Source organism: Bacillus sp. EB600 (assembly GCF_024494385.1).
GTDB lineage: Bacteria > Bacillota > Bacilli > Bacillales > Cytobacillaceae > JAEVLT01.
Genome location: NZ_JAEVLT010000015.1, coordinates 89066 through 110080, shown reverse-complemented (window position 1 = coordinate 110080; position 21015 = coordinate 89066). Strand labels below are relative to the sequence as shown.

19 protein-coding genes, 7 tRNA genes and 1 pseudogene are annotated in these 21015 nt (G+C 38.6%); 21 read left to right on the top strand and 6 right to left on the bottom strand.

The genetic code is table 11. The features are described 5' to 3' along the window. Nucleotides 1–14 precede the first annotated feature (14 nt). The 9 genes from JN080_RS16295 to JN080_RS16255 all read left to right on the top strand — a co-directional run bounded on the left by JN080_RS16295 (nt 15) and on the right by JN080_RS16255 (nt 2528). Nucleotides 15–90 (top strand) — tRNA-His (locus tag JN080_RS16295). A 39-nt stretch (nt 91–129) separates the two neighbouring features. Further along, nucleotides 130–204 (top strand) — tRNA-Gln (locus tag JN080_RS16290). Nucleotides 205–208: 4 nt separating this feature from the next. Then, nucleotides 209–283: transfer RNA gene (locus JN080_RS16285), tRNA-Gly, on the top strand. 8 nt (nt 284–291) lie between these two features. Continuing rightward, nucleotides 292–365, top strand: a tRNA-Cys gene (locus JN080_RS16280). 43 nt (nt 366–408) lie between these two features. Next, a tRNA-Leu gene (locus tag JN080_RS16275) sits at nt 409–494 on the top strand. A gap of 24 nt (nt 495–518) precedes the next feature. Next, nucleotides 519–600 (top strand) — tRNA-Leu (locus tag JN080_RS16270). 206 nt (nt 601–806) lie between these two features. Continuing rightward, nucleotides 807–1547 (top strand): YwaF family protein, encoded by a 741-nt coding sequence (locus JN080_RS16265; RefSeq protein ID WP_256237044.1) that lies wholly within the window; start codon nt 807–809, stop codon nt 1545–1547. A 164-nt stretch (nt 1548–1711) separates the two neighbouring features. Continuing rightward, entirely contained in the window at nt 1712–2239 is a 528-nt protein-coding gene (locus JN080_RS16260) for a DUF6241 domain-containing protein (protein WP_256237043.1), read from the top strand. Between the two features lie 215 nt (nt 2240–2454). After that, nucleotides 2455–2528 (top strand) — tRNA-Gly (locus tag JN080_RS16255). A gap of 167 nt (nt 2529–2695) precedes the next feature. Here the strand turns inward: JN080_RS16255 and JN080_RS16250 are convergent. Continuing rightward, the gene (locus JN080_RS16250) at nt 2696–3361 is read right to left on the bottom strand and encodes a B3/B4 domain-containing protein (protein WP_256237042.1); all 666 of its coding nucleotides are present in this window, start codon (nt 3359–3361) and stop codon (nt 2696–2698) included. Nucleotides 3362–3469: 108 nt separating this feature from the next. On the opposite strand from JN080_RS16250, the gene queG reads away from it, so the two are divergent. The 6 genes from queG (at nt 3470) to yhbH (ending at nt 10651) form a co-directional block, all read left to right on the top strand. After that, the gene (queG, locus tag JN080_RS16245) at nt 3470–4606 is read left to right on the top strand and encodes a tRNA epoxyqueuosine(34) reductase QueG (RefSeq protein WP_256237041.1); all 1137 of its coding nucleotides are present in this window, start codon (nt 3470–3472) and stop codon (nt 4604–4606) included. A gap of 99 nt (nt 4607–4705) precedes the next feature. Further along, the gene (locus JN080_RS16240) at nt 4706–5587 is read left to right on the top strand and encodes an amidase domain-containing protein (RefSeq protein WP_256237040.1); all 882 of its coding nucleotides are present in this window, start codon (nt 4706–4708) and stop codon (nt 5585–5587) included. Between the two features lie 65 nt (nt 5588–5652). Continuing rightward, nucleotides 5653–6126, top strand: coding sequence for a tRNA (uridine(34)/cytosine(34)/5-carboxymethylaminomethyluridine(34)-2'-O)-methyltransferase TrmL (gene trmL, locus JN080_RS16235; protein WP_256237039.1), 474 nt, complete (start codon nt 5653–5655; stop codon nt 6124–6126). 85 nt (nt 6127–6211) lie between these two features. Beyond that, the gene (gene nfsA / locus JN080_RS16230; protein ID WP_256237038.1) at nt 6212–6961 is read left to right on the top strand and encodes an oxygen-insensitive NADPH nitroreductase; all 750 of its coding nucleotides are present in this window, start codon (nt 6212–6214) and stop codon (nt 6959–6961) included. A 331-nt stretch (nt 6962–7292) separates the two neighbouring features. Then, nucleotides 7293–9188, top strand: a complete 1896-nt coding sequence (locus JN080_RS16225) for a PrkA family serine protein kinase (RefSeq protein WP_256237037.1) — start codon at nt 7293–7295, stop codon at nt 9186–9188. 299 nt (nt 9189–9487) lie between these two features. Beyond that, nucleotides 9488–10651 carry a sporulation protein YhbH gene (gene yhbH / locus JN080_RS16220; protein WP_256237036.1) on the top strand — a complete coding sequence of 388 codons (1164 nt, stop codon included), beginning with the start codon at nt 9488–9490 and terminating at the stop codon, nt 10649–10651. A 266-nt stretch (nt 10652–10917) separates the two neighbouring features. On the opposite strand, the gene gpmA is transcribed toward yhbH, so the two are convergent. Both gpmA and JN080_RS16210 read right to left on the bottom strand, forming a co-directional pair. After that, nucleotides 10918–11685, bottom strand: a complete 768-nt coding sequence (gpmA, locus tag JN080_RS16215; RefSeq protein WP_256237035.1) for a 2,3-diphosphoglycerate-dependent phosphoglycerate mutase — start codon at nt 11683–11685, stop codon at nt 10918–10920. Nucleotides 11686–11799: 114 nt separating this feature from the next. After that, nucleotides 11800–12558: a polysaccharide deacetylase family protein gene (locus tag JN080_RS16210; RefSeq protein ID WP_256237034.1), complete on the bottom strand. Its 759-nt coding sequence runs from the start codon at nt 12556–12558 to the stop codon at nt 11800–11802. 197 nt (nt 12559–12755) lie between these two features. Between JN080_RS16210 and JN080_RS16205 the strand changes: the two genes are divergently transcribed. After that, the gene (locus tag JN080_RS16205; protein WP_256237033.1) at nt 12756–13205 is read left to right on the top strand and encodes a bifunctional 4-hydroxy-2-oxoglutarate aldolase/2-dehydro-3-deoxy-phosphogluconate aldolase; all 450 of its coding nucleotides are present in this window, start codon (nt 12756–12758) and stop codon (nt 13203–13205) included. Nucleotides 13206–13368: 163 nt separating this feature from the next. Further along, nucleotides 13369–15558, top strand: coding sequence for an alpha-galactosidase (locus tag JN080_RS16200; RefSeq protein WP_256237032.1), 2190 nt, complete (start codon nt 13369–13371; stop codon nt 15556–15558). 40 nt (nt 15559–15598) lie between these two features. Here JN080_RS16200 and JN080_RS16195 read toward each other — a convergent pair whose 3' ends face one another. Then, nucleotides 15599–16441 (bottom strand): aldo/keto reductase, encoded by an 843-nt coding sequence (locus JN080_RS16195; RefSeq protein WP_256237031.1) that lies wholly within the window; start codon nt 16439–16441, stop codon nt 15599–15601. Between the two features lie 152 nt (nt 16442–16593). Between JN080_RS16195 and JN080_RS16190 the strand changes: the two genes are divergently transcribed. Both JN080_RS16190 and JN080_RS16185 read left to right on the top strand, forming a co-directional pair. Further along, a complete protein-coding gene (locus JN080_RS16190) occupies nt 16594–17526 on the top strand; it encodes an MBL fold metallo-hydrolase (protein ID WP_256237030.1) in 933 nt (310 codons plus the stop codon). A gap of 84 nt (nt 17527–17610) precedes the next feature. Continuing rightward, nucleotides 17611–17977 (top strand): annotated as a pseudogene (locus JN080_RS16185) (5-deoxy-glucuronate isomerase); the annotation flags it as partial. Between the two features lie 132 nt (nt 17978–18109). Here JN080_RS16185 and JN080_RS16180 read toward each other — a convergent pair. Beyond that, a complete protein-coding gene (locus tag JN080_RS16180; protein WP_256237029.1) occupies nt 18110–18391 on the bottom strand; it encodes a hypothetical protein in 282 nt (93 codons plus the stop codon). A 13-nt stretch (nt 18392–18404) separates the two neighbouring features. Then, nucleotides 18405–19685, bottom strand: coding sequence for an ArsB/NhaD family transporter (locus JN080_RS16175; protein WP_256237028.1), 1281 nt, complete (start codon nt 19683–19685; stop codon nt 18405–18407). Nucleotides 19686–20105: 420 nt separating this feature from the next. Here JN080_RS16175 and JN080_RS16170 point away from each other — a divergent pair, with 420 nt between their 5' ends. Then, nucleotides 20106–20426, top strand: a complete 321-nt coding sequence (locus JN080_RS16170; protein ID WP_256237027.1) for a hypothetical protein — start codon at nt 20106–20108, stop codon at nt 20424–20426. 244 nt (nt 20427–20670) lie between these two features. Continuing rightward, nucleotides 20671–21012, top strand: a complete 342-nt coding sequence (locus JN080_RS16165; protein ID WP_256237026.1) for a cupin domain-containing protein — start codon at nt 20671–20673, stop codon at nt 21010–21012. Nucleotides 21013–21015: the final 3 nt, after the last annotated feature.

Genomic DNA, 21015 nt, shown 5'->3' with positions numbered 1-21015 from the left:
AGGACCATATTGTGGCGGTTGTGGCGAAGTGGTTAACGCATCGGATTGTGGTTCCGACATGCGTGGGTTCGATTCCCACCAGCCGCCCCATCAAAACTGTTTGAATAATTGAAAAAGATAAATTGTTATTGGGCTATAGCCAAGCGGTAAGGCATCGCACTTTGACTGCGACATGCGTTGGTTCGAATCCAGCTAGCCCAGCCAATTTGCGGAAGTAGTTCAGTGGTAGAACATCACCTTGCCAAGGTGGGGGTCGCGGGTTCGAATCCCGTCTTCCGCTCCATAGAATATGGCGGCATAGCCAAGTGGTAAGGCAGAGGTCTGCAAAACCTCCACCACCGGTTCGAATCCGGTTGCCGCCTCCATAAAACATTTATAAATTATTGCTTTAACAGGTCATAAGATTTCGCCGGGGTGGCGGAACTGGCAGACGCACAGGACTTAAAATCCTGCGGTAGGTGACTACCGTACCGGTTCGATTCCGGTTCTCGGCATTGCTTCAAAAAACATTTTAATACGCCGGTGTGGCGGAATTGGCAGACGCGCACGACTCAAAATCGTGTTCCTTCTGGAGTGTCGGTTCGACCCCGACCACCGGTATCATTTTTAATTCAGAAAATAAAGAAGTCAACTCTTTGAGTTAATCAAGGAGAAAAACACGACATTTCATACATAGAAAATGTCGTGTTTTTTTGTTCTTATAGAAATGTCCGTAGTAAAGAAGCAAATGATTCAGTATATAGTTAACAGATTTATCCCAAATTAAGAGGAATACAAAAAAATACCTTTATAATGGGGTAAATATCATGCAAAAATTTTTTCAATTTCATTCAAAGCTTGATTCATTTCGGCTTTTTTCAATGGAACATCTTGGGACGATTGGCATTATTGTTGTGCTCTGTGTTCTGCTGTTTGTTTATCGGAAAAATTGGCTGGAGGCGAGGAAACGAAGATCTTTTCGTTTGTCTCTGGCATTTCTTTTAGTAATTTCCGATACTTTGCAACAGATTTGGCTTGTTAACCAGCATGCTTGGTCAATAAAAAGGGATTTGCCCCTCCAGCTTAGTGATCTTTCCGTTCTCCTTGCTGTTGTGATGCTGCTTGCCAAAAGCGAGAAGCTCTTTCAATTCCTGTTTTTTGCTGGTTTAGGCAGCTCTATTCAAGCAATCCTAACACCTGACCTAGATAAGTTTTCGTTTCCTCATTTTCAATATATTGAGTTTTTCATTTCGCATGGGGGAGTAGTGCTGGCTTGTTTATTTATGGTGGAAGCCTTCAGCTGCCGGCCAACCATTCGTTCTCTATGGATAACGGTACTTATAGTAAATCTTTATGCTGTTTGTATCTATTTCCTTAATAAAATAATAGACGCTAATTACTTGTATATCATGAGAAAACCAGGAAACGCTTCTCTATTAGATTACTTCGGGCAATGGCCATGGTATCTGCTGTCGATGGAACTAGTAATGATTTTGAGCTTTTTCATTTTGTACGGTATCATCGCTATTTTTAGGCCCCATTGCCTTTTAGAAAAAACAAGTCTTTAAAGGACTCTGTAAAAAAGAGCATGATCACAAAAGAAGAAGGATAGTTCTCGTTAATTGTTTAGGAAACATTCCCCAAGTTTTTTTATTGAAAAATCGTAGGAGAAGGAAGGAAAATTATTTCCTTTTCTAGAATTTGTATGAAAAGGCGAGAGGAGTAATATTTTTTGAAAAAGTATATTTTAACAGCGGTCTCACTTTTATTAGTAATGATCGGTGCAGCCTATTTTTATATCAATAAAGGTCATTTTGAATTTGGGAAAAAAACAAATAGTCACGTAACAGTGAGTAAGGCAGAGGAAGCAACTGCTAAAGCGGAACTGAAGAAAAGTTTTGATAGCGCCACTCCAAAAGGAAAAATGCCTGCTTATGAGAATATGAGTGATAATGAGCTGATGGAGGAAGTTCATGGAATGACACATCAAAAGGTTAAGGCAGAACAAAAATGGGGGTCCTCTGAAATTACAAAGGATAAAATACTAAAATTAAATGATGTTATTAAAAATAAGGATTTTAAGGACGAGAATGTCAAGGATATGCTTTTAGAAATACTCGAGCCGTGGACAAGAGGTGACTTTAGCAATGCTGTTTCTGCTCACAACAGAATTTGGGAATATCAAGATGGAACAATCGGGAAAGCCACTCGATTATTGACTGCTGCAGAGGAGAAGGAGTATATCAAACAGAAATTTTGAAAATAAGTTAGAGTTCAAAAGAGCGGGACAACTTTGTTCTGCTTTTTTATTGTAAGTAAAATATACATTTTAATGAATTATATCAAAATCTAGCTTTACAAGAGTAAGAGCAATTCTACAAAATAGTGGTGCTAGGATGAAAGTTCATGTAATTTTATTTTGACATATGTCGAAATATCTGTTAAAATATATTTTGTTGTTGAAAAATATTTTTTGCGGGTGTAGTTTAATGGTAAAACTCCAGCCTTCCAAGCTGATGTCGTGGGTTCGATTCCCATCACCCGCTCCATAGAGCTTCATACATATCTTACGTTAACCAACGCAGTGTACCGTTTCGCAAAGAACGTTGCATTGCGTTTTTTCAATTTTTAAAAGAATGAAAGCACCTAGCAGTTTTTAAAGTCTTGTTTTCATTTGGTTAGCTAGGATGCTTGTCAATACAGTGTATCCCTGGCGTCATCCCTCAATCCGACATGAGGCTTCTCCACCTTGAATTTGGATAAACATTTTCATTAATGATTCGGTGAGTTTCTTTGCGTTTTCCAGATCTGTTGATGGTCGCAAGTATATAATTTGCAGAGCGTGTTTCGTTGCTTCGGTAACTGGACTTCTATCTGAATCGACATAAGGACTGCCGAATGGTCCAAGCCTGTCTGCTGAGATAATTAAATGGTGTAGAGAGTTCGGACGACCGTTTAAGCCAAAGTACTCCTCGTTCTCTTCCCCAATTCGGATTGTAATGGGGGTTTCTAATTTTTCAATATCATAGATACCAATGGGTACCTGATATTGTAAAGAAAAAAAGTTGTTTAAATCAATCGCACTTTGAGTTGAAGTGAGAAAGTTTTGTTTTTGAATTCTTCGATATAGTGCCTCAGCAGAAGGACGATAACGGTTGGGATTCTTCCCCGTCTGTTTAAATACTTTTCGCCATTCCTGTACCCCAGGTAAATCTGCGATATTTTGCCCTTCTAAATCGAAGTAAATCGATTCTTGGAATAACTGCAGCCGCCCTTTTAGCATTTGAGGTGAATCTCCGACTGTAATGCCCCGGTATTCGATGATTCCCAGTTTAAAATCAGGAATTAAATCTCTAATCTGTGATGAAACCTGAATTTCCAACCATTTCACCTCCAAAATTTGTTTCATATAGTTTAACATAGATAGTTGTATTGCCAATAATGATAGTAACCAAACATATATACTCTGGACAAGAAGGGAGGGGTGAAGTTGGATCCAACGAAACTTAAGCAAGATGTAATTGATTATAGCAAGCAAATTGGTATTGATAAAATCGGTTTTACGACGGCTGATCCATTTAGTGAATTAAAAAATAGACTGATACGACAGCAGCAATTAAATTATCAGTCTGGCTTTGAAGAACTGGATATTGAAAAGCGAGTAAATCCAGCGTTGCTTTTAGATGAGCCACACTCGATTATCTCTATTGCGATTGCTTATCCTGCTAAAATGAAAATCCGGGTGCAAAGTAAAAAAGGAGCACGAAGGGGAATTTTCTGCAGGGCATCATGGGGGGTAGACTATCATCACATTCTAAGAGACCGATTGCAAAAGTTGGAAGAGTTTATCGCCAGCAGGGTTCCTGATGCCCGTCTAAAGTCAATGGTTGATACAGGTGAGCTTTCAGACAGAGCGGTTGCCGAGCGGGCCGGAATTGGCTGGAGTGGAAAAAATTGTGCCATTATTACTCCGGAATTTGGCTCCTATGTTTATTTGGGGGAAATGATTACGAGCATTCCGTTTGAATCGGATGAACCGATTGAGGATCAATGCGGATCCTGTACAAAGTGTTTGGAAGCTTGTCCTACCGGAGCACTAGTCCAAGGCGGTCAGATCAATGCGCAGCACTGTATTGGTTTTTTAACGCAAACAAAAGGATTTGTGCCTGATGAGTTTAGGGAGAAAATCGGTAATCGAATCTATGGGTGTGATTCCTGCCAGACGGCTTGTCCTGTGAACAAGGGCATGAATTTTCACTTTCATGAAGAAATGGATGCTGATCCAGAGACGATAAAACCATTGTTAAGGCCAATCTTGAAAATGAGTAACCGGGAATTTAAAGAACTGTTTGGTCACCTGGCTGGTTCATGGCGTGGGAAAAAGCCGATCCAGCGGAATGCTATTCTAGCAATAGCCCACTTTAAAGATGAATCAGCAGTTCCTGAGCTAATTGAAGTCATGAAGGAAGACTCCAGGCCCGTCATGAGAGGAACTGCTGCATGGGCACTCGGCAAAATTGGCGGTGAAGCTGCTTTTACTGCTCTTATGGCGGTGAAGGAGAAGGAAGCGGATTTGGAAGTATTGGCTGAAATTGAAAAAGGGTTAAATTTTTTACAAAAGGGATAATGTGCACGTTTGGCTCACCCCCTCTGTATTTGCGATGAGAGTTTTCAATAATGAATTATCCCTCTTCTTCATATGTATGAAAAAGAAGGGGGCATGAAAATGCATAGACAGCTGCAGGAATTATTTGAAAGCAGAGTTAATCGTTATGTTTCCAATTCAAGGGAAACAAATTCAGTCTATCCAAAAGCTGAAAAGAAAAGGGAAACCCTTGCAAAACGGAATGCAGAAATTGTCAAAGTAATTGCTGCCGGAAAAATGATTGAGGAAGCAGCCGAAGGTGATTACCATACAGCTAAGTATTTAGTTCATTATCAATATTTAATTAAACAGCAAGGTAATCTTTATATAGAGGAAGAAATAGAAGCAAGAATGGGGAAATTTTATAAAGAGGAATTAATTTTCGATGGAGAGCTTGACCCATTTAAAGCTACTCACCTTCAGCAACCGGAAAACAGCTTGACTCCGATTGAAGAGGATGAAGCGCGGTTAAGTTTTCATTATAACCGACTAAAAGTTGTCCAATATGCTGAACGCTGGTGGAATAGCTACAATCCAGCTTATAAAAAATTTGAAGTGGATTGTACCAGCTTTGTATCACAGTGTCTTCATGAAGGCGGGGCGCCAATGAGCGGCTACCCAAATCGAAGTAAAGGCTGGTGGTTAAGAAATAATAATTGGAGCTATAGTTGGGCAGTAGCAAACTCCCTTAGGCTTTTTCTTGCTAATTCCAATAATAGTTTAATGGCACAAGAAGTAAGCGGCCCGGACCAATTACTTTTAGGAGATGTTATCTGCTACGATTTTCAAGGTGACGGACGGTTTGATCACAATACGATTGTAACAGGCAGAGATGCTTATGGAATGCCATTAGTGAATGCCCATACCTATAATAGTCGGATGAGGTATTGGGCGTATGAGGATTCGTCCGCCTATACACCTAATATCAAATACAAGTTTTTTACAATTGCAGGGGGAAGGTAAACCTTGCGGGCGTGACTGGAAGTGGTATAATAACTTTTAGAGTTTTTTATTCGAGGTGACTATTGATGGCAATTCATGTAGTTTTATATCAACCAGAAATTCCTTCGAATACAGGTAACATAGCTCGAACGTGTGCTGCAACAGACACAACGTTACATTTAATTCGTCCGTTGGGTTTTTCAACAGATGATAAAATGTTAAAAAGGGCCGGCTTGGATTACTGGGAATTTGTTACCATTATTCTTTATGATTCAATCGATGAATTTTTCGAAAAGAATCAGGGCGGTGAATTTTTCTATCTAACGAAATTTGGAGAAAAGCCGCATACTACCTTTGATTATAGTGATGTTAACAAGGAATATTACTTTATTTTTGGAAGGGAAACAACAGGACTTCCAAAAGAAATACGTGAGAACAATAGGGAAAGGAGCCTAAGGATCCCCATGACAGATAATGTCCGCTCATTGAATCTTTCAAACACAGCAGCGATTCTTGTTTATGAGGCTCTTCGTCAGCAAAACTATCGGCATTTGAAATAATTTGGTAAAGGCCCTTCATTGGGCTTTTTGTATAGTAAAATCTGATTTGGTTAATTCATCAATTGAAAATGAAAGGATGAGCTTCATGAATGAAGTAATAGCTACAATCCTTAACCACCGTTCGATTCGTCATTTTGAAGAGAAGCCATTAACGGAAGAGCAAATTAAAACGATTGTTTCCTGTGCCCAAGCTGCCGCAACCTCCAGTAATATTCAAGCTTATTCCATTATTGGGGTAAAGGATCAGGAACGTAAGAAAAAGCTGGCGGAGTTAGCGGGGAATCAGTCGTATGTGGAAAATAATGGCCACTTCTTTGTGTTTTGCGCAGATCTATACAGACATACGTTAATTGGGGAAAAGAACAATAAAAATGTCTTACCATCAATAGAGAGTACTGAAAAATTTATGGTTACCCTAATTGATGCTGCTCTTGCTGCACAAAATGCAGTGATTGCAGCAGAATCAATGGGACTGGGAATTTGTTACATAGGTGGAATTCGCAATAATCTTACAGAGGTTCAAAAATTATTAAAAACACCAGAAAGGGTAATTCCTTTGTTTGGAATGGCTATTGGGTATCCAGCCAAAATACCGGACCAAAAGCCAAGATTGCCATTTGAACATATATATCATGAGGAAGAGTACCAACAGGATAAAAATTTCTATTTAAATCAGCTTAAGGAATATGATGAATTGATCTCAAACTACTATGATAAACGAACAGGCGGTAAACGAAAGGACCGCTGGACAGAACAAATTGCTGCAATGCTTGAAAAACAAAATAGAATGTATATGAGGGACTTTGTTCAAAAAAACAAACTAGATCTTCATTAAAAAGCAAAAAGGCTGTCTAGGACAGCCTTTTTGCTTTTCCAGTATTAATTACTACCGGGCTTGTCATTATATCCTGCAGTGAAAATAGCAGCCAAGAAAGTAAGCATAACTAAGATAACAAAAAATGTATTCATTTTTAATTGTAGCCCCTTTTCGTATAGTTTTTTCCGGAGTTCTTTAATTATATCTTTATTATAGCCTAACTTTAAAAAATGAAAAGAGGAAGATTTCAACCGAAGTAAGGAAAAAGGTCAGAATAAGTGCATGTTCAAGTGAAGATAAGCATAGAGTATATTAATCGTCTCTGATAACGCGACAGGGGGAGGACTATATGGATATCTTAAAGAAAATAGAACTATATCGTGAGGAAGAGGAAAAGCTTCGTTGGGAAGGATCATTTGCCGCATATTTAGAATTGTTGAAGGAGAAGCCATGGGTAGCCCAATCTGCACATTCTCGAGTTTATAATATGATCAAGGATGCCGGGATTGAAGAAGAAAGGGGAACAAAGCGGTATAAATTCTTTAGCCAACAATTATTTGGGTTAGAAGAAGCACTAGAACGGCTCGTTGAGGAATATTTTCACCCTGCAGCAAAAAGACTTGACGTTAGAAAACGTATTTTATTATTAATGGGTCCAGTAAGTGGTGGAAAGTCAACACTAGTGACGATGTTAAAACGTGGCTTAGAGGCGTATTCACGGTCGGACCGAGGGTCAGTTTTTGCTATCAAAGGCTGCCCAATGCATGAAGATCCGCTTCATTTAATTCCCCATCATTTACGGGCAGACTTTCAAGATGAATATGGAATTCGAATTGAAGGTAATCTCTCGCCATTAAACATGATGCGGCTTGAACAGGAATATGGGGGAAGAATTGAAGATGTGTTAGTCGAGAGAATCTTTTTCTCTGAAGACAGACGTACCGGGATCGGTACATTCAGCCCATCAGATCCTAAATCACAGGATATAGCTGATTTAACAGGGAGCATCGACTTTTCAACGATCGCTGAGTATGGTTCAGAGTCCGACCCAAGGGCCTACCGGTTTGACGGGGAGTTAAATAAGGCCAATCGCGGTATGATGGAGTTTCAGGAAATGTTAAAGTGTGATGAAAAATTCCTGTGGCATTTGTTATCGTTAACCCAGGAAGGGAACTTTAAAGCGGGAAGATTCGCGTTAATATCAGCTGACGAGCTAATTGTTGCACACACGAATGAAACGGAATATCGGTCATTTATTTCTAATAAAAAGAATGAGGCCTTACATTCCAGAATTATTGTTATGCCAATCCCGTATAATTTGAAGGCAACGCAAGAAGAAAAAATTTATGAAAAAATGATTAGCGAAAGCGATGTAGCAAACGTTCACATTGCTCCGCATACATTAAAGGTTGCAGCGATGTTTACGATTCTGACTAGGTTAAAAGAACCCAAGAAGGGTGACATTGATTTAGTAAAAAAAATGCGCCTTTATGATGGGGAAAGCGTGGAAGGGTTCAACTCAGCAGATATTGAAGAACTCAAAAAAGAATATCCGGATGAAGGGATGAGCGGTATTGACCCGCGTTATGTGATCAACCGAATCTCATCAACAATCATCCGAAAGGAAGTACCTGCGATTAATGCCCTTGATGTTCTAAGGTCATTAAAAGATGGGCTTGATCAGCATCCATCGATTACAGCAGATCTGCGTGAACGGTATATGAACTATATTGCCCTGGCCCGAAAAGAGTATGATTCGATTGCAAAGAATGAAGTCCAAAAAGCATTTGTTTATTCATATGAAGAGTCTGCAAAAACGTTAATGGATAATTACTTAGACAATGTTGAAGCATATTGCAATAAAGCAAAGCTTCGCGACCCGTTAACAGGGGAAGAAATAAATCCAGATGAGAAATTGATGCGTTCAATTGAAGAACAAATCGGAATTTCTGAAAATGCGAAGAAAGCATTTAGGGAAGAAATACTAATTCGAATCTCTGCTTATGCAAGGAAAGGAAAGCGGTTTGATTATAATTCCCACGATCGCCTACGTGAAGCTATCCAAAAGAAACTATTTGCTGATCTTAAGGATGTAGTCAAAATCACCACGTCAACTAAAACACCAGATGAGCAGCAATTGAAAAAGATTAATGAAGTTGTTGCTCGTTTAGTAGATGAACATGGCTATAACTCTACTTCCGCAAATGAATTATTACGATATGTTGGCAGTTTACTAAACAGATAGAAAATAATGGACTAGTGGAACAAACTCCGCTGGTCCTTTATTTTCGGTAGATTTGTAACCCAGAGTTATTTTGTAAAACACAATTTGAGAATGATTTGTTTGAACCGAGCAGGGTAACATGTCCATTTCTTCGGAAAAGTCGTTAATTGTCTAAATTATTTGTAAATTATTTTCCGTTTCTGCATAGGATAAAGTAATTAATACTTCTTTTCTCAACCTTTTTACACTCGGGATATTCTATGTATCATAGGATAAAATGTGTACCTAAAATTTAAAAATTTAATAAGGAGGGGTTTATATTGACTGATAACAAACATCAATTTGCCATTTCAAGAGAAGATTGGTCCCTCCACCGTAAAGGCCACGATGACCAGAAACGCCATCAAGAAAAAGTTCAAGAAGCGATTCGAAATAATCTGCCAGACCTCATTACAGAAGAAAGCATTATTATGTCAAACGGTCGAGATGTGGTAAAAATTCCGATTCGTTCTTTGGACGAATATAAAATTCGCTATAATTATGATAAAAACAAACACGTGGGCCAAGGCGACGGTGAGAGCCAAGTTGGAGATGTTATTGCACGAGATGGGTCTGGTCAACAGGGACCTGGGAAAGGCCAAGGTGCTGGTGATCAGGCAGGAGAGGATTACTTTGAAGCGGAAGTTTCTATGATGGAGCTTGAGGAAGCTTTATTTAAGGAATTGGAACTTCCAAATTTAAAAAGAAAAGAACAGGATGAAAATATTGTTGAGGATATTGAATTTAATGATATCCGGAAAACAGGTTTAATGGGGAATATTGATAAAAAACGGACAATGATGTCAGCATTTAAGCGAAATGCAATGAGCGGTAAACCAGCGTTTCACCCGATTTATAAAGATGATCTGAAGTTTAAAACATGGAATGAGGTGCTGAAGCCTGATTCAAAGGCAGTTGTGTTAGCAATGATGGACACGAGCGGCTCCATGGGGATATGGGAAAAATATATGGCCCGCAGCTTTTTCTTCTGGATGACGCGCTTTTTACGGACGAAATATGAAACAGTTGAAATTGAATTTATAGCACACCATACTGAGGCCAAAGTAGTTACGGAGGACGACTTTTTCTCGAAAGGTGAAAGCGGGGGTACGATTTGCTCATCAGCCTACAGGAAGGCATTAGAATTAATTGAGGAAAAGTATGATCCAAGCCGGTATAATATTTATCCTTTCCATTTTTCAGACGGTGATAATTTAACTTCAGACAACGCTCGCTGCGTCAAGCTGGTAGAAGATCTTATGAAGGTTTCAAACATGTTCGGCTATGGCGAGGTTAATCAGTACAACCGCCATTCAACGCTAATGTCCGCCTATAAGAATATTAAAAATGAAAAATTTCGTTATTATGTATTAAAGCAAAAAGCGGATGTGTTCCACTCGATGAAAAGCTTTTTTAAGGATGAAGAAAGCAAACAATACGCTTAACAAAAATCGACAGGTAAAAAGCCTGTCGATTTTCCATTAAAAAAAAGGGTCGCCTCCGCTTTTCGTGTAATCTTCACAACTTCCACACAACTTCTCTATAATTTCTACAAAACTTTTTCTTATAGTATAAGTAACTTAATTGAAGAGTAGTGATTCACCAGCTCTTTTCTTAAAACTTCCCATAATATTTGATTGGTGTATAGACACCAATCTATTTTTTTGCCTTTTTTTTGATGATATTATATCCGTAGAAGGTTTGCCCAATGCTATCCTATCCAATCACAGTTATCGGGGTCGTTTAGGTCCATGTGCTGTGGAATTGTCTCCTCATCCATTTCACCTTCATCGCATAGGTAGTAGTGTCTAATCGGTTTTAGATTATCATCTAATTCGTAGACGAGTGGACGGCTGTTCGGAATGTTAAGACTGACTACACCATCGTCTGGAATGTTATCCAAATATTTAACGAGCGCTCTTAATGTATTTCCATGGGCAGAAATTATGACACGCTGATTCTCCCTTAAACTTGGGGCAATCTGCTCATTCCAATAAACCAATGCACGATCTTCCGTATCAAGGAGACTTTCGGTAAGTGGTATCTTTTCTCTTTCGACAGTTGCATATTTTAGATCTTTCGTGTCACATATATGGGCTTCTTTCGAAATGGCCGGCGGCCGGATACTAGCTGACCTTCGCCATTCATTGACCTGCTCTTCGCCAAACTTTGTAATTACTTGATCCTTATTTAAACCTTGTAATGCTCCGTAATGCCTTTCATTTAATCTCCAAGATTTGTGGACAGGAATCCACACCAAATCCATCTCATGAAGAATAATCCATAATGTCCTGATCGCACGCTTAAGTACTGAAGTATGAGCAATGTCAAAGATAAAACCGTGTTTTTTGAGTACCCGGCCGGCCTCTCTGGCCTCATGGTAACCATCATCAGTCAAGTCAACGTCCATCCAACCGGTAAATCGATTTTCAAGATTAAATTGGCTCTGACCATGCCGGATAAAAACAAGTACCTTCAATCGATTCACCTGCTGTCGTGTTTTTTTGGAACCTTTTTTTTAAAATGCCCAATTTGAGTAAGTTTCACTAAGACTAAACTATCTAATAAAAGCAGAGAGATGAATTTCATCTCCCTATCTTTCATGCTTGCCTGGATAGGGGTCTGGAATAATGGCTTCTGACCGGAAGATCATTTCAGATACGGTTACACATTGAAAATCGTGCTTGGATAAATACTTTAAAATGTTTTCTAATGCACAAACTGTTTGAGTGCGGTCCCCGCCGGAATCATGGAAGATTGTAATATCACCTGGCTTTATATCTAAAATAACATTATTTGTAATTTTATTGATTCCTGGGCAGCTCCAATCGCGGGTATCCTGGGTCCATGACCATAAAACAACGCGATATCCATTCTTAATGGCAGTATTCAAAATTAAATTATTATAATATCCGGCAACAGGGCGATACAGAATTGGTTTATATCCAGTAATCTGTTTAATTAATTTCGCTGATTGGTCCAGCTCTTTTTTTAACTTGGCAGGACTATTATCAAAATCGTATATATGTGAATAAGTATGGTTGGCCACTTCATGTCTTTCTTTTACTTCACGTTTAAGTACCTGAGGGTATTGTTTTGCCCGTTCACCGATGACAAAAAAAGTTGCTTTTGCGTGGTATTTAGCTAATAAATCTAGAATTTGGTTTGTATAGATCGGGTTCGGTCCATCATCAAAGGTGAGGGCCACCATTTTCTCCTTCGTTTTAACCTCCCAAATAGCCAGTCCATTTTTTTTGTACTCAGCTTTCCTACTAGCCATTGAATAGGCGGACTGACCTCCAAATAAATAACTAAAAACAAGAATGCACGTAACCAATTGTACTTTTTTCATGGAATTTACACTCCAATAAAATGTATTTGCCATTATTCTATGTTATTTCCAAAATACTATTGGCAATAGACACCTGTTACATTTTTCCTGTAAATTTATTGAATGGTAGCAGGTGGGATATCATTTTAAGAAATCACTCTTAACACAAATGGCGCTCAGAGTATGATTGATGAGTTAAAAGGAAATTTGGAGAACAAATGAGAATTGGAGCAGGAACAGTCTTAAACCTAAAGATGGCTAAGGAAGCGATTCATGCAGGTGCTGAGTACTTAATTTCTCCAAACCTGGATGAAGAAGTTTTAGCTTATGGTCTGGAACAGGGTGTAGAGGTATGGCCTGGAACATTGACACCTACAGAGATTGTTCGAGCTTATGAACTTGGGGCCAGTGCTGTAAAGGTATTCCCAATTGGTTCCCTTGGAATCAAATATATTAAGGATATTCGCGGTCCGCTTAACCATATTCCTATGATGGTAACAGGCGGAGTGAATCTGGATAAGGAAGTACTAGGAAATGGAGCGTTTGCTGTAGGTCTGGGTGGAAACCTTGTTAACAACGGCTTGATTCATAAAGGTAATTTTGAACAAATTACACAGATGGCAGCAGCGTATACAAAACTTGCTAAATCAAAATGTCTAGCTGATTGATAGTAACAACAGGAATAATCAGCTTTTACCATCATAAAACACTAATGTATGCACATTTTGTTTTATGATGGTTTTTTGGTTGGACTATGCTCATTCTCAAATAGTTGTTATCGACCTTAGGTGATGCAACCTAAACATGGGGAGGGCGAGGGAGGTAGTTGATTTGGGCATTCATTTTGATCGGAAGGAAAGGGTTTTCCATTTACAAGGGAAAGATACAAGTTACGTCATGCAAATCAATAAAGATGGGTACTTGGCACATCTTTATTGGGGAAAGAAAATCAGAAGTTACCGTGGCAGTAATCCGATTACGTTTGTTAAAAGAGGCTTCTCACCTAACCCAGACCCATCCGATCTGACTTTTTCCTTAGATACGCTGCCACAGGAATATCCGGCCTATGGAAATACGGACTTTCGAACACCTGCTTACCAAATCCAATTGGAAAATGGAGCAACGATTACAGATCTGCGCTACAAAACTCATTCCATCTTTAAAGGAAAACCAAACCTAGAAGGACTACCAGCTGTATATGTTGAGGAAGATCAAGAAGCCGAGACAGTGGAAATTGAATTAGAGGATCCATTAATTGGCCTCCAAGTCAGTCTCACCTATACTGTTTTTACACATTTTAATGTAATTACTCGATCTGTTCGCCTGAAAAATCACGGCAAAGAAAAGCTTGAAATTCTCCGTGCTCTAAGTGCGAATGTGGATTTTCGTGATGATAAGTTTGATTTATTAACACTTTATGGTTCCCATTTAAATGAGCGAAATATTGCCCGGAGACCGATTGTACCTGGAAATCAACTAATCGAAAGCAGGCGTGGGGCAAGCAGCCATCAGCAGAATCCGTTTTTTGCCTTACTCCGAAAAAATGCAGGTGAGGATGTTGGAGAAGTCTATGGCTTTAGTCTTGTTTATAGTGGTAACTTTTTAGCCCAAGTAGAAGTCGATCAATTCCATACAGCGAGGGCGTCGATCGGGATAAATCCATTTGACTTTAGCTGGATAATAGAACCGGGAGAATTTTTCCAAACTCCTGAAGTTGTAATGGTATATTCAAATGAAGGATTGGGGGGGATGTCCCGTACCTACCATGAGCTCTATCGCACTCGTTTGTGCCGAGGAACGTTTCGTGACTTAGTCCGGCCAATAGTAATCAATAATTGGGAAGCAACCTATATGAAATTTACTGCTGACAAGCTCGAGGAAATTGCCAGAGCTGCAAAAGATGTAGGGATCGAGTTATTTGTCCTTGATGATGGCTGGTTTGGAAAAAGAGAGAATGATAAAAGCTCCTTGGGAGATTGGATTGTAAATAAACGAAAGCTCCCGAAGGGGTTAGCAGACTTTGCAAATCGGGTCAGAAACATGGGAATGGAATTTGGTCTATGGTTTGAACCTGAGATGATTTCTGTCGATAGTGATCTTTATAAAAAGCACCCTGACTGGTGCTTACATGTTCCGAAGCGCAGGCGCTCGGAAGGCCGAAATCAACTTGTTCTTGATTTATCTAGACGAGAAGTGTGCGATTACATTATTACAGCGGTTTCGAATGTTTTGCAAAGTGCACCGATTACCTATGTGAAATGGGACATGAACCGCCATATGACAGAAATTGGCTCAAAATCTTTACCTGCTGAGCAGCAGCGGGAAACGGCCCACCGATATATAATTGGTCTTTACCGGGTTATGGAAGAAATCACCGCAAAATTCCCTTATATCTTATTCGAAAGCTGTTCGGGCGGAGGTGGCCGTTTTGATCCAGGAATGCTTTATTACATGCCGCAGGTTTGGACGAGTGATAACACTGATGCTGTTTCCCGGTTGAAAATCCAATATGGAACTAGTCTCGTTTATCCAGCCATTACAATGGGGGCACATGTTTCGACTGTACCCAATCATCAGGTTCAGCGTGTAACTTCTATAGAGATGCGAGGAAACGTAGCAATGTCAGGAAACTTGGGTTATGAGCTTGATTTAACCAAATTAACGGTAAAAGAAAAAGAAGAGATCAAAAAACAAGTCAGTTTTTATAAAAAAATACGCCATATTATCCAATTTGGAACTTTTTATCGTTTGCTAAGCCCATTTATGACGAATGAAGCAGCATGGCTATTTGTTACTGATGACCAATCAGAAGTGGTTGTTGGCTATTACAAAGTATTGGCACAGCCCAATCCCCCGTTAACCAGCCTAAAGTTTAAGGGTTTAAACTCAGAACTTCTCTATAAACATATTGAAACTGGCAATATATATGGAGGGGATGAATTAATGTACGCAGGAATCGCAATTCCTCTGTTAAAGGGTGATTTTACTAGCGTATTTTGGAGATTTAAACGTGTAAATTAATAAAATAGGCTTCCACTCTTTAGAATGGAAGCCTATTACATTAAAAATCCCTATTCATTACATCAGGATTCGGACCGATGCGGCTGTCCTTATTTAAACTATTAATTTTTCCCATATCTTCAGCAGTTAATTCAAAATTAAAAATGTCTGAGTTGGCAATAATTCGCTCTTCCTTAACGGATTTAGGGATGGTTACGACCTCGTTTTGTAAATCCCAGCGCAAGATCACTTGGGCAACTGATTTGTTATGCTTTTGCGCAATATCCATTAGAGTCGGATCGTTTAACAGTTCTCCCCGTTTTAAAGGTGACCATGCTTCAAGCTGGATTCCTTCTTTTTTACAGAATTCACGAAGTGCCGTTTGGGTGAGGTGTGGATGGTATTCAACTTGATTGACCATTGGTTTAATTTCGGAATGGGCTATTAAATCTTCTAAATGGTGGATATGAAAGTTTGCTACACCGATTGCACGGACCCGGCCATCTTTATATAATTTTTCAAGAGCCCTCCATGTTTCATGGCGTCTATTTTTATCCTGACCAGGCCAGTGAATTAAATAAAGATCAAGGTAATCCAGACCAAGCTTAGTAAGGCTTGTTTCAAATGCCCGTAATGTTGAATCGTAGCCCTGGTCGGTGTTCCAGACCTTTGTCGTGATAAATAACTCTTCACGGGGAACACCAGCTTCTTTGATTGCCTGCCCAACCCCGGCTTCATTTTGGTATAAAGCAGCTGTATCAATGCTGATATAGCCATTTTTTATCGCTACTTTAACAGCTTGAATCACTTCTTCCCCCTCCTTGGCTTTGTATACGCCAAGTCCAAACCATGGCATCTTAACGCCGTTATGTAATGTGGTGATATCCGTTAAACTCGTTGCCATATTTATTCCTCCCTTTATTAATAAAGCTAATAATTATTATCTCATAATTTGCCAAAAACATAAAAAACGGTGCAACATCACTTTGTTTGTTTCTATAGTAAATCTATTTATAATGAAACATAAGAATATGCTTGATCTTAAGAGGTGCTAACATGGCGAAAAATAGATATCACAATTATGATAATGTGGAAAACAAAAATACATTTACGGATATGTTGAGGTGGTCAAAAGAGCGGAGGAATAAGAAGAAAGATTTATCAACGCAAATTCCTCAAGCTGAAACAAAGCAAGTAGAAAGACTGAAAAAAAATAAGCAGGATTTTTCGATTACTTGGATTGGACATTCTTCCTTTTTGATTCAATTTGCAGGGGTGAATATTTTAACTGATCCGGTTTGGGCCAAAAGAATGGGTCTCCAAAAAAGATTAACAGAACCAGGACTACCTATTGAAAAACTCCCTGAAATTGATATTGTTCTCATTTCTCATGGGCATTATGACCACCTGGATTTTCCAACCTTAAAGAAATTAAGAGGCGATATTACTTACTATGTTCCGATCGGATTAAAAGCACTTTTTATAAGAAAAGGATATCAAAGGATTGTCGAAGCAAATTGGTGGGAACTGTTCTCGTATAAAAGTTTAAAAATAACGTTTGTGCCTGCTCAGCATTGGACAAAAAGAACACTTACAGATACAAATAAATCACACTGGGGCGGCTGGGTGATTGAGTCAACTGAAACTGAAAGAAATGTCTATTTTGCAGGGGATTCAGGGTACTTTAGAGGATTTAAGGAAATCGGGAAACGCTTTGATATTGATGTAGTGTTAATGCCTATTGGCGCCTATGAACCTGAGTGGTTTATGGCTGTTTCCCATATTAATCCTGAGGACGCTATTAAAGCATATTTAGAGCTTAAGGGGAGAAAGTTCATACCGATGCATTATGGGGCTTACCGATTGGCAGATGATACAGGACCTGAGGCATTAGCGAGATTTCTCAAGGAGTGGGAACGTTTAGAACTTGACAAAAAGCAATTGGACATCCTTAAAATAGGCGAGTCATTGTGGCTTGATTATATGTAGTGGTGAAGATCAAGTTTCCTAATCAACATCTAAACTTCACTAATTTGTTAAATAACATGAAAATGATCAAGCAGAAACATAGATACATTAAACGAGCGGAAAATACATCAATATATTCATCCTAATGTCTGTGAGAGCTGTCAATTGCAAATGGGTTTAACCATGCTTTCTCCGGGGAGTGTTTGGAATACGATGCCTTGTCATACCCATGAGCGCCGGATGGAAGTATATTTATATTTTGATATGGAACCAGATACCCGTGTATTTCACTTCATGGGGGAACCAGAAGAAACAAGACATCTAGTAATGAAAAATGAACAAGCTGCAATCTCACCTAGCTGGTCTATTCATACTTACCGCAACAAGTAATTATACGTTTATTTGGGGAATGTGTGGAGAAAACATTACTTATGACGATATGGACCATGTAAAAATGGAAGACTTAAAATAATTGGGGTTGGTTGGCAAGATAACTAATATAAGTGGTGAAAAGAGGTCCAAGCACTAAACTGCACTTGGATCTCTTTTTAGTTTCAGTTTTGTATTCAAGTTCTTTGTAGGGAGGGCTAATGGGCGGCCGTTCCTAGTCTCCCCATTTAACTTCATCTAACAAATGATATTTAAATAACTGCAACACAAAATCATAGTAAAAATCTTTTCTTACAATGATTTGAATATGTCTGTCAGAGTGTGTGTAAACAAGCAGGTCGGTAACGATGTTATTTTCACTAAAGAATTGTTTTACTTTTAGAAGCTGCTTTCTTACTTCTTCATCTAAGAGGATGAGATTAAATTCAATATCATCCTCGTTTTGCGCCTCTTTTAATTCCATTTTTGTTTCATCATATTTATATAAAAGCTTCATACTGATTCCTCCTCTATACAAGATAGCGTAAGTAAACGTAAACGGTACAGATTAAAATCGAAAGAAGCATTAATGGAAAGGAGACTAATAGGAACTTTCCAAAAGAGATCGGATGGCCTTCTTTTGCAGCTAGTCCTGCAGCGATGACATTTGCACTTGCGCCAATTAAAGTTCCGTTTCCGCCAAGACATGCTCCGAGAGAAAGACTCCACCATAGTGGATCCAAGTTGGTAATCCCCATTGCCCCCATTTCCTTAATCATAGGAATCATCGTGGCCACAAACGGGATGTTATCGATAAACGCAGAAGCAATGGCGCTCACCCAAAGAATTAAAATGGACGTTGATGTTAAGTCACCACCAGTAAAATCCATTGAATAATTGGCCAATAATGAAATTACTCCGGTCTCGATTAATCCGGAAACGAGGACAAATAAACCAATGAAGAAGAAAATAGTCGTCCATTCGACTTTATGAAAAGCTTTGTCGAGAAAACTTTCTCCGGTAAGTAATAACAGCAAAAATGCCCCTGCAAGTGCAACAGTCGCTGATTCTAAATGGAATAGCTGATGGAGGAAGAAGCCGATAATCGTTAACCCAAGTGTAATTAATGACTTTACCAATAGTTTTTTGTCAGTAATTTCTTCTTTTTCATCTAAGTCCATCAAGTTTTCTTTTAATTCTTGAGAAGTCTTAATCGACTTTCGATAGAGAATAGCCAAAATGGCCATATTTACTAGCAGCAATAAAAATGAGATGGCGGTTAGATTGTTAATAAAATCCATGAACGATAATCCTTTTACAGCACTGCCAATCATAATATTTGGCGGGTCGCCGATTAGTGTTGATGTTCCACCCACGTTTGAAGCAATAATTTCAGTTATTAAAAAGGGAATTGGGTTTACTCTAAGTTGTCTGGTAATGCTGAAGGTAACCGGGACCATTAAAAGAACCGTTGTAACATTATCTAAAAAAGCGGAACCAATTGCAGTAATGAGCCCAAGAACAAGTAAAATTTTTAATGGATCGCCCTTTACCTTCTTTGCCGACCAAATAGCTAAATAATTAAATAATCCTGTCTCAGCTGTAATCGAGACAATGATCATCATACCGGTAAGCAAACCAAGCGTATTAAAGTCAATATGGTGCAGTGCTGTTCCCTGGTCAATGATTCCAAGTAGAACCATCAAAATACCGCCGGTCATGGCGATAATTGTTCGATGAATCTTTTCTGTTACGATAAAGGCGTAGGTTACTAAAAATACGCCAATTGCAATGATTGCCTGATTTGACAATTCTCCACCCCTATTCTTGTATCTCTACTAATACGGTGTCGATAATTATAGAAAAAATACTTTTGATCCTAAAAAAGACAAAAAGGAGCCTGTGGTGACAGGCTCCTCCAAAATAAATCCGTATTATATTATCTTCATCATAGCCAATATTCACCTTTTTGTAAAGAGCGTGTATTTTTAAATTATTTCCGTTTACCATCTTTGTAGGAAACAAATAATCGGAATAAATGTTGTTATATCAGTATACAATTAAAATTTATTAAGATGATAAAGGAAGAGGTCATTCCAAAAAAACTAAATGCACTGTTAAAAGACAGAAGTTTGTCAAAAATATATGACTAAATAGTGAAATTAAACGCTTCCAATAAACAAAGTAAAAAAATTTATCTATAATGAACTCTGGAAAGGTGGAATCAACAAATGAACATTACAACCATAATTGAGTTAGAAAATCATGAAGTAGAAGAGATGGCAGGTGCTAAGCTGGTCTTTGCCCAAGAACAAATTGATGAAAATATAGTTGAGACATGCGTCGATTACCTACAAGCAAATGATTCAAAGAAAATTATCTCCCCAGAAGATGCGATGAGCAAAGTCTTTGATCAACTAAAACAAAAAGGTGTTGTTCCACAACAAATAGCAGACTTTTCCTTTGAAATGCCATCATGCGGACAATTAAAAAAGAAATCACAAGGTGAATATGAGCTGCCGCAAAGAGTGATTCTTTCGTATATGTTTTAACTAGAAGTTCAGTTGAGCTTCTATTTTTTTGCCTTCTTTTAGTAGGGGTTGGTTTGAGGGTCTGATGAAAGACATATCAGTAAATTCTTCTGAAATGGTGTTCAAGTAGCTTTGGCCTTTTTAGATCAAATCAATACATAAATGGAAATTAATAATACAAAATAAAAAAAGTGTGATTCTAGTCAATTAATTGAAAATAATTTTTAATTAAAATGAAATCAGTAAGGATATGAGGAGGGAAATCATGGAACAGCAATCTATTAAAAATTACCAAGAGTATAATGAGCAGAAATTCACAAAAAGAGTGATTTTCAATACAAGAGATAGTACAGCATTTGTACTAAACTTTTTACCTGGACAGAAGCTTCCTGCCCATAAACATCCAGGGGCTGAGTTGTATTTGTTCGTTTTGAACGGAATGGGAACAATCAGCATTAACGGCGAGGAAACAATCGTAAGGGGAGCTGATATAATTCATACCAGCGATGAAGAGGAGCTTGCCTTTACCAATAGTGGCAGTGAGCCGGTCAGCTTATATGTTGTGTTAAACAAAATGCCTAGTCAGGAATATGCAAAGGATATCTGAACA

Bases quoted from the DNA above. Each gene is read 5' to 3' on its own strand.
- JN080_RS16240 (WP_256237040.1), top strand. From the start codon at position 4,706: ATGCATAGACAGCTGCAGGAATTATTTGAAAGCAGAGTTAATCGTTAT.
- JN080_RS16190 (WP_256237030.1), top strand. From the start codon at position 16,594: ATGGCGAAAAATAGATATCACAATTATGATAATGTGGAAAACAAAAAT.
- JN080_RS16165 (WP_256237026.1), top strand. From the start codon at position 20,671: ATGGAACAGCAATCTATTAAAAATTACCAAGAGTATAATGAGCAGAAA.
- JN080_RS16170 (WP_256237027.1), top strand. From the start codon at position 20,106: ATGAACATTACAACCATAATTGAGTTAGAAAATCATGAAGTAGAAGAG.
- JN080_RS16265 (WP_256237044.1), top strand. From the start codon at position 807: ATGCAAAAATTTTTTCAATTTCATTCAAAGCTTGATTCATTTCGGCTT.
- JN080_RS16225 (WP_256237037.1), top strand. From the start codon at position 7,293: ATGGATATCTTAAAGAAAATAGAACTATATCGTGAGGAAGAGGAAAAG.
- nfsA (WP_256237038.1), top strand. From the start codon at position 6,212: ATGAATGAAGTAATAGCTACAATCCTTAACCACCGTTCGATTCGTCAT.
- JN080_RS16195 (WP_256237031.1), bottom strand. From the start codon at position 16,441: ATGGCAACGAGTTTAACGGATATCACCACATTACATAACGGCGTTAAG.
- JN080_RS16205 (WP_256237033.1), top strand. From the start codon at position 12,756: ATGAGAATTGGAGCAGGAACAGTCTTAAACCTAAAGATGGCTAAGGAA.
- JN080_RS16180 (WP_256237029.1), bottom strand. From the start codon at position 18,391: ATGAAGCTTTTATATAAATATGATGAAACAAAAATGGAATTAAAAGAG.
- JN080_RS16210 (WP_256237034.1), bottom strand. From the start codon at position 12,558: ATGAAAAAAGTACAATTGGTTACGTGCATTCTTGTTTTTAGTTATTTA.
- trmL (WP_256237039.1), top strand. From the start codon at position 5,653: ATGGCAATTCATGTAGTTTTATATCAACCAGAAATTCCTTCGAATACA.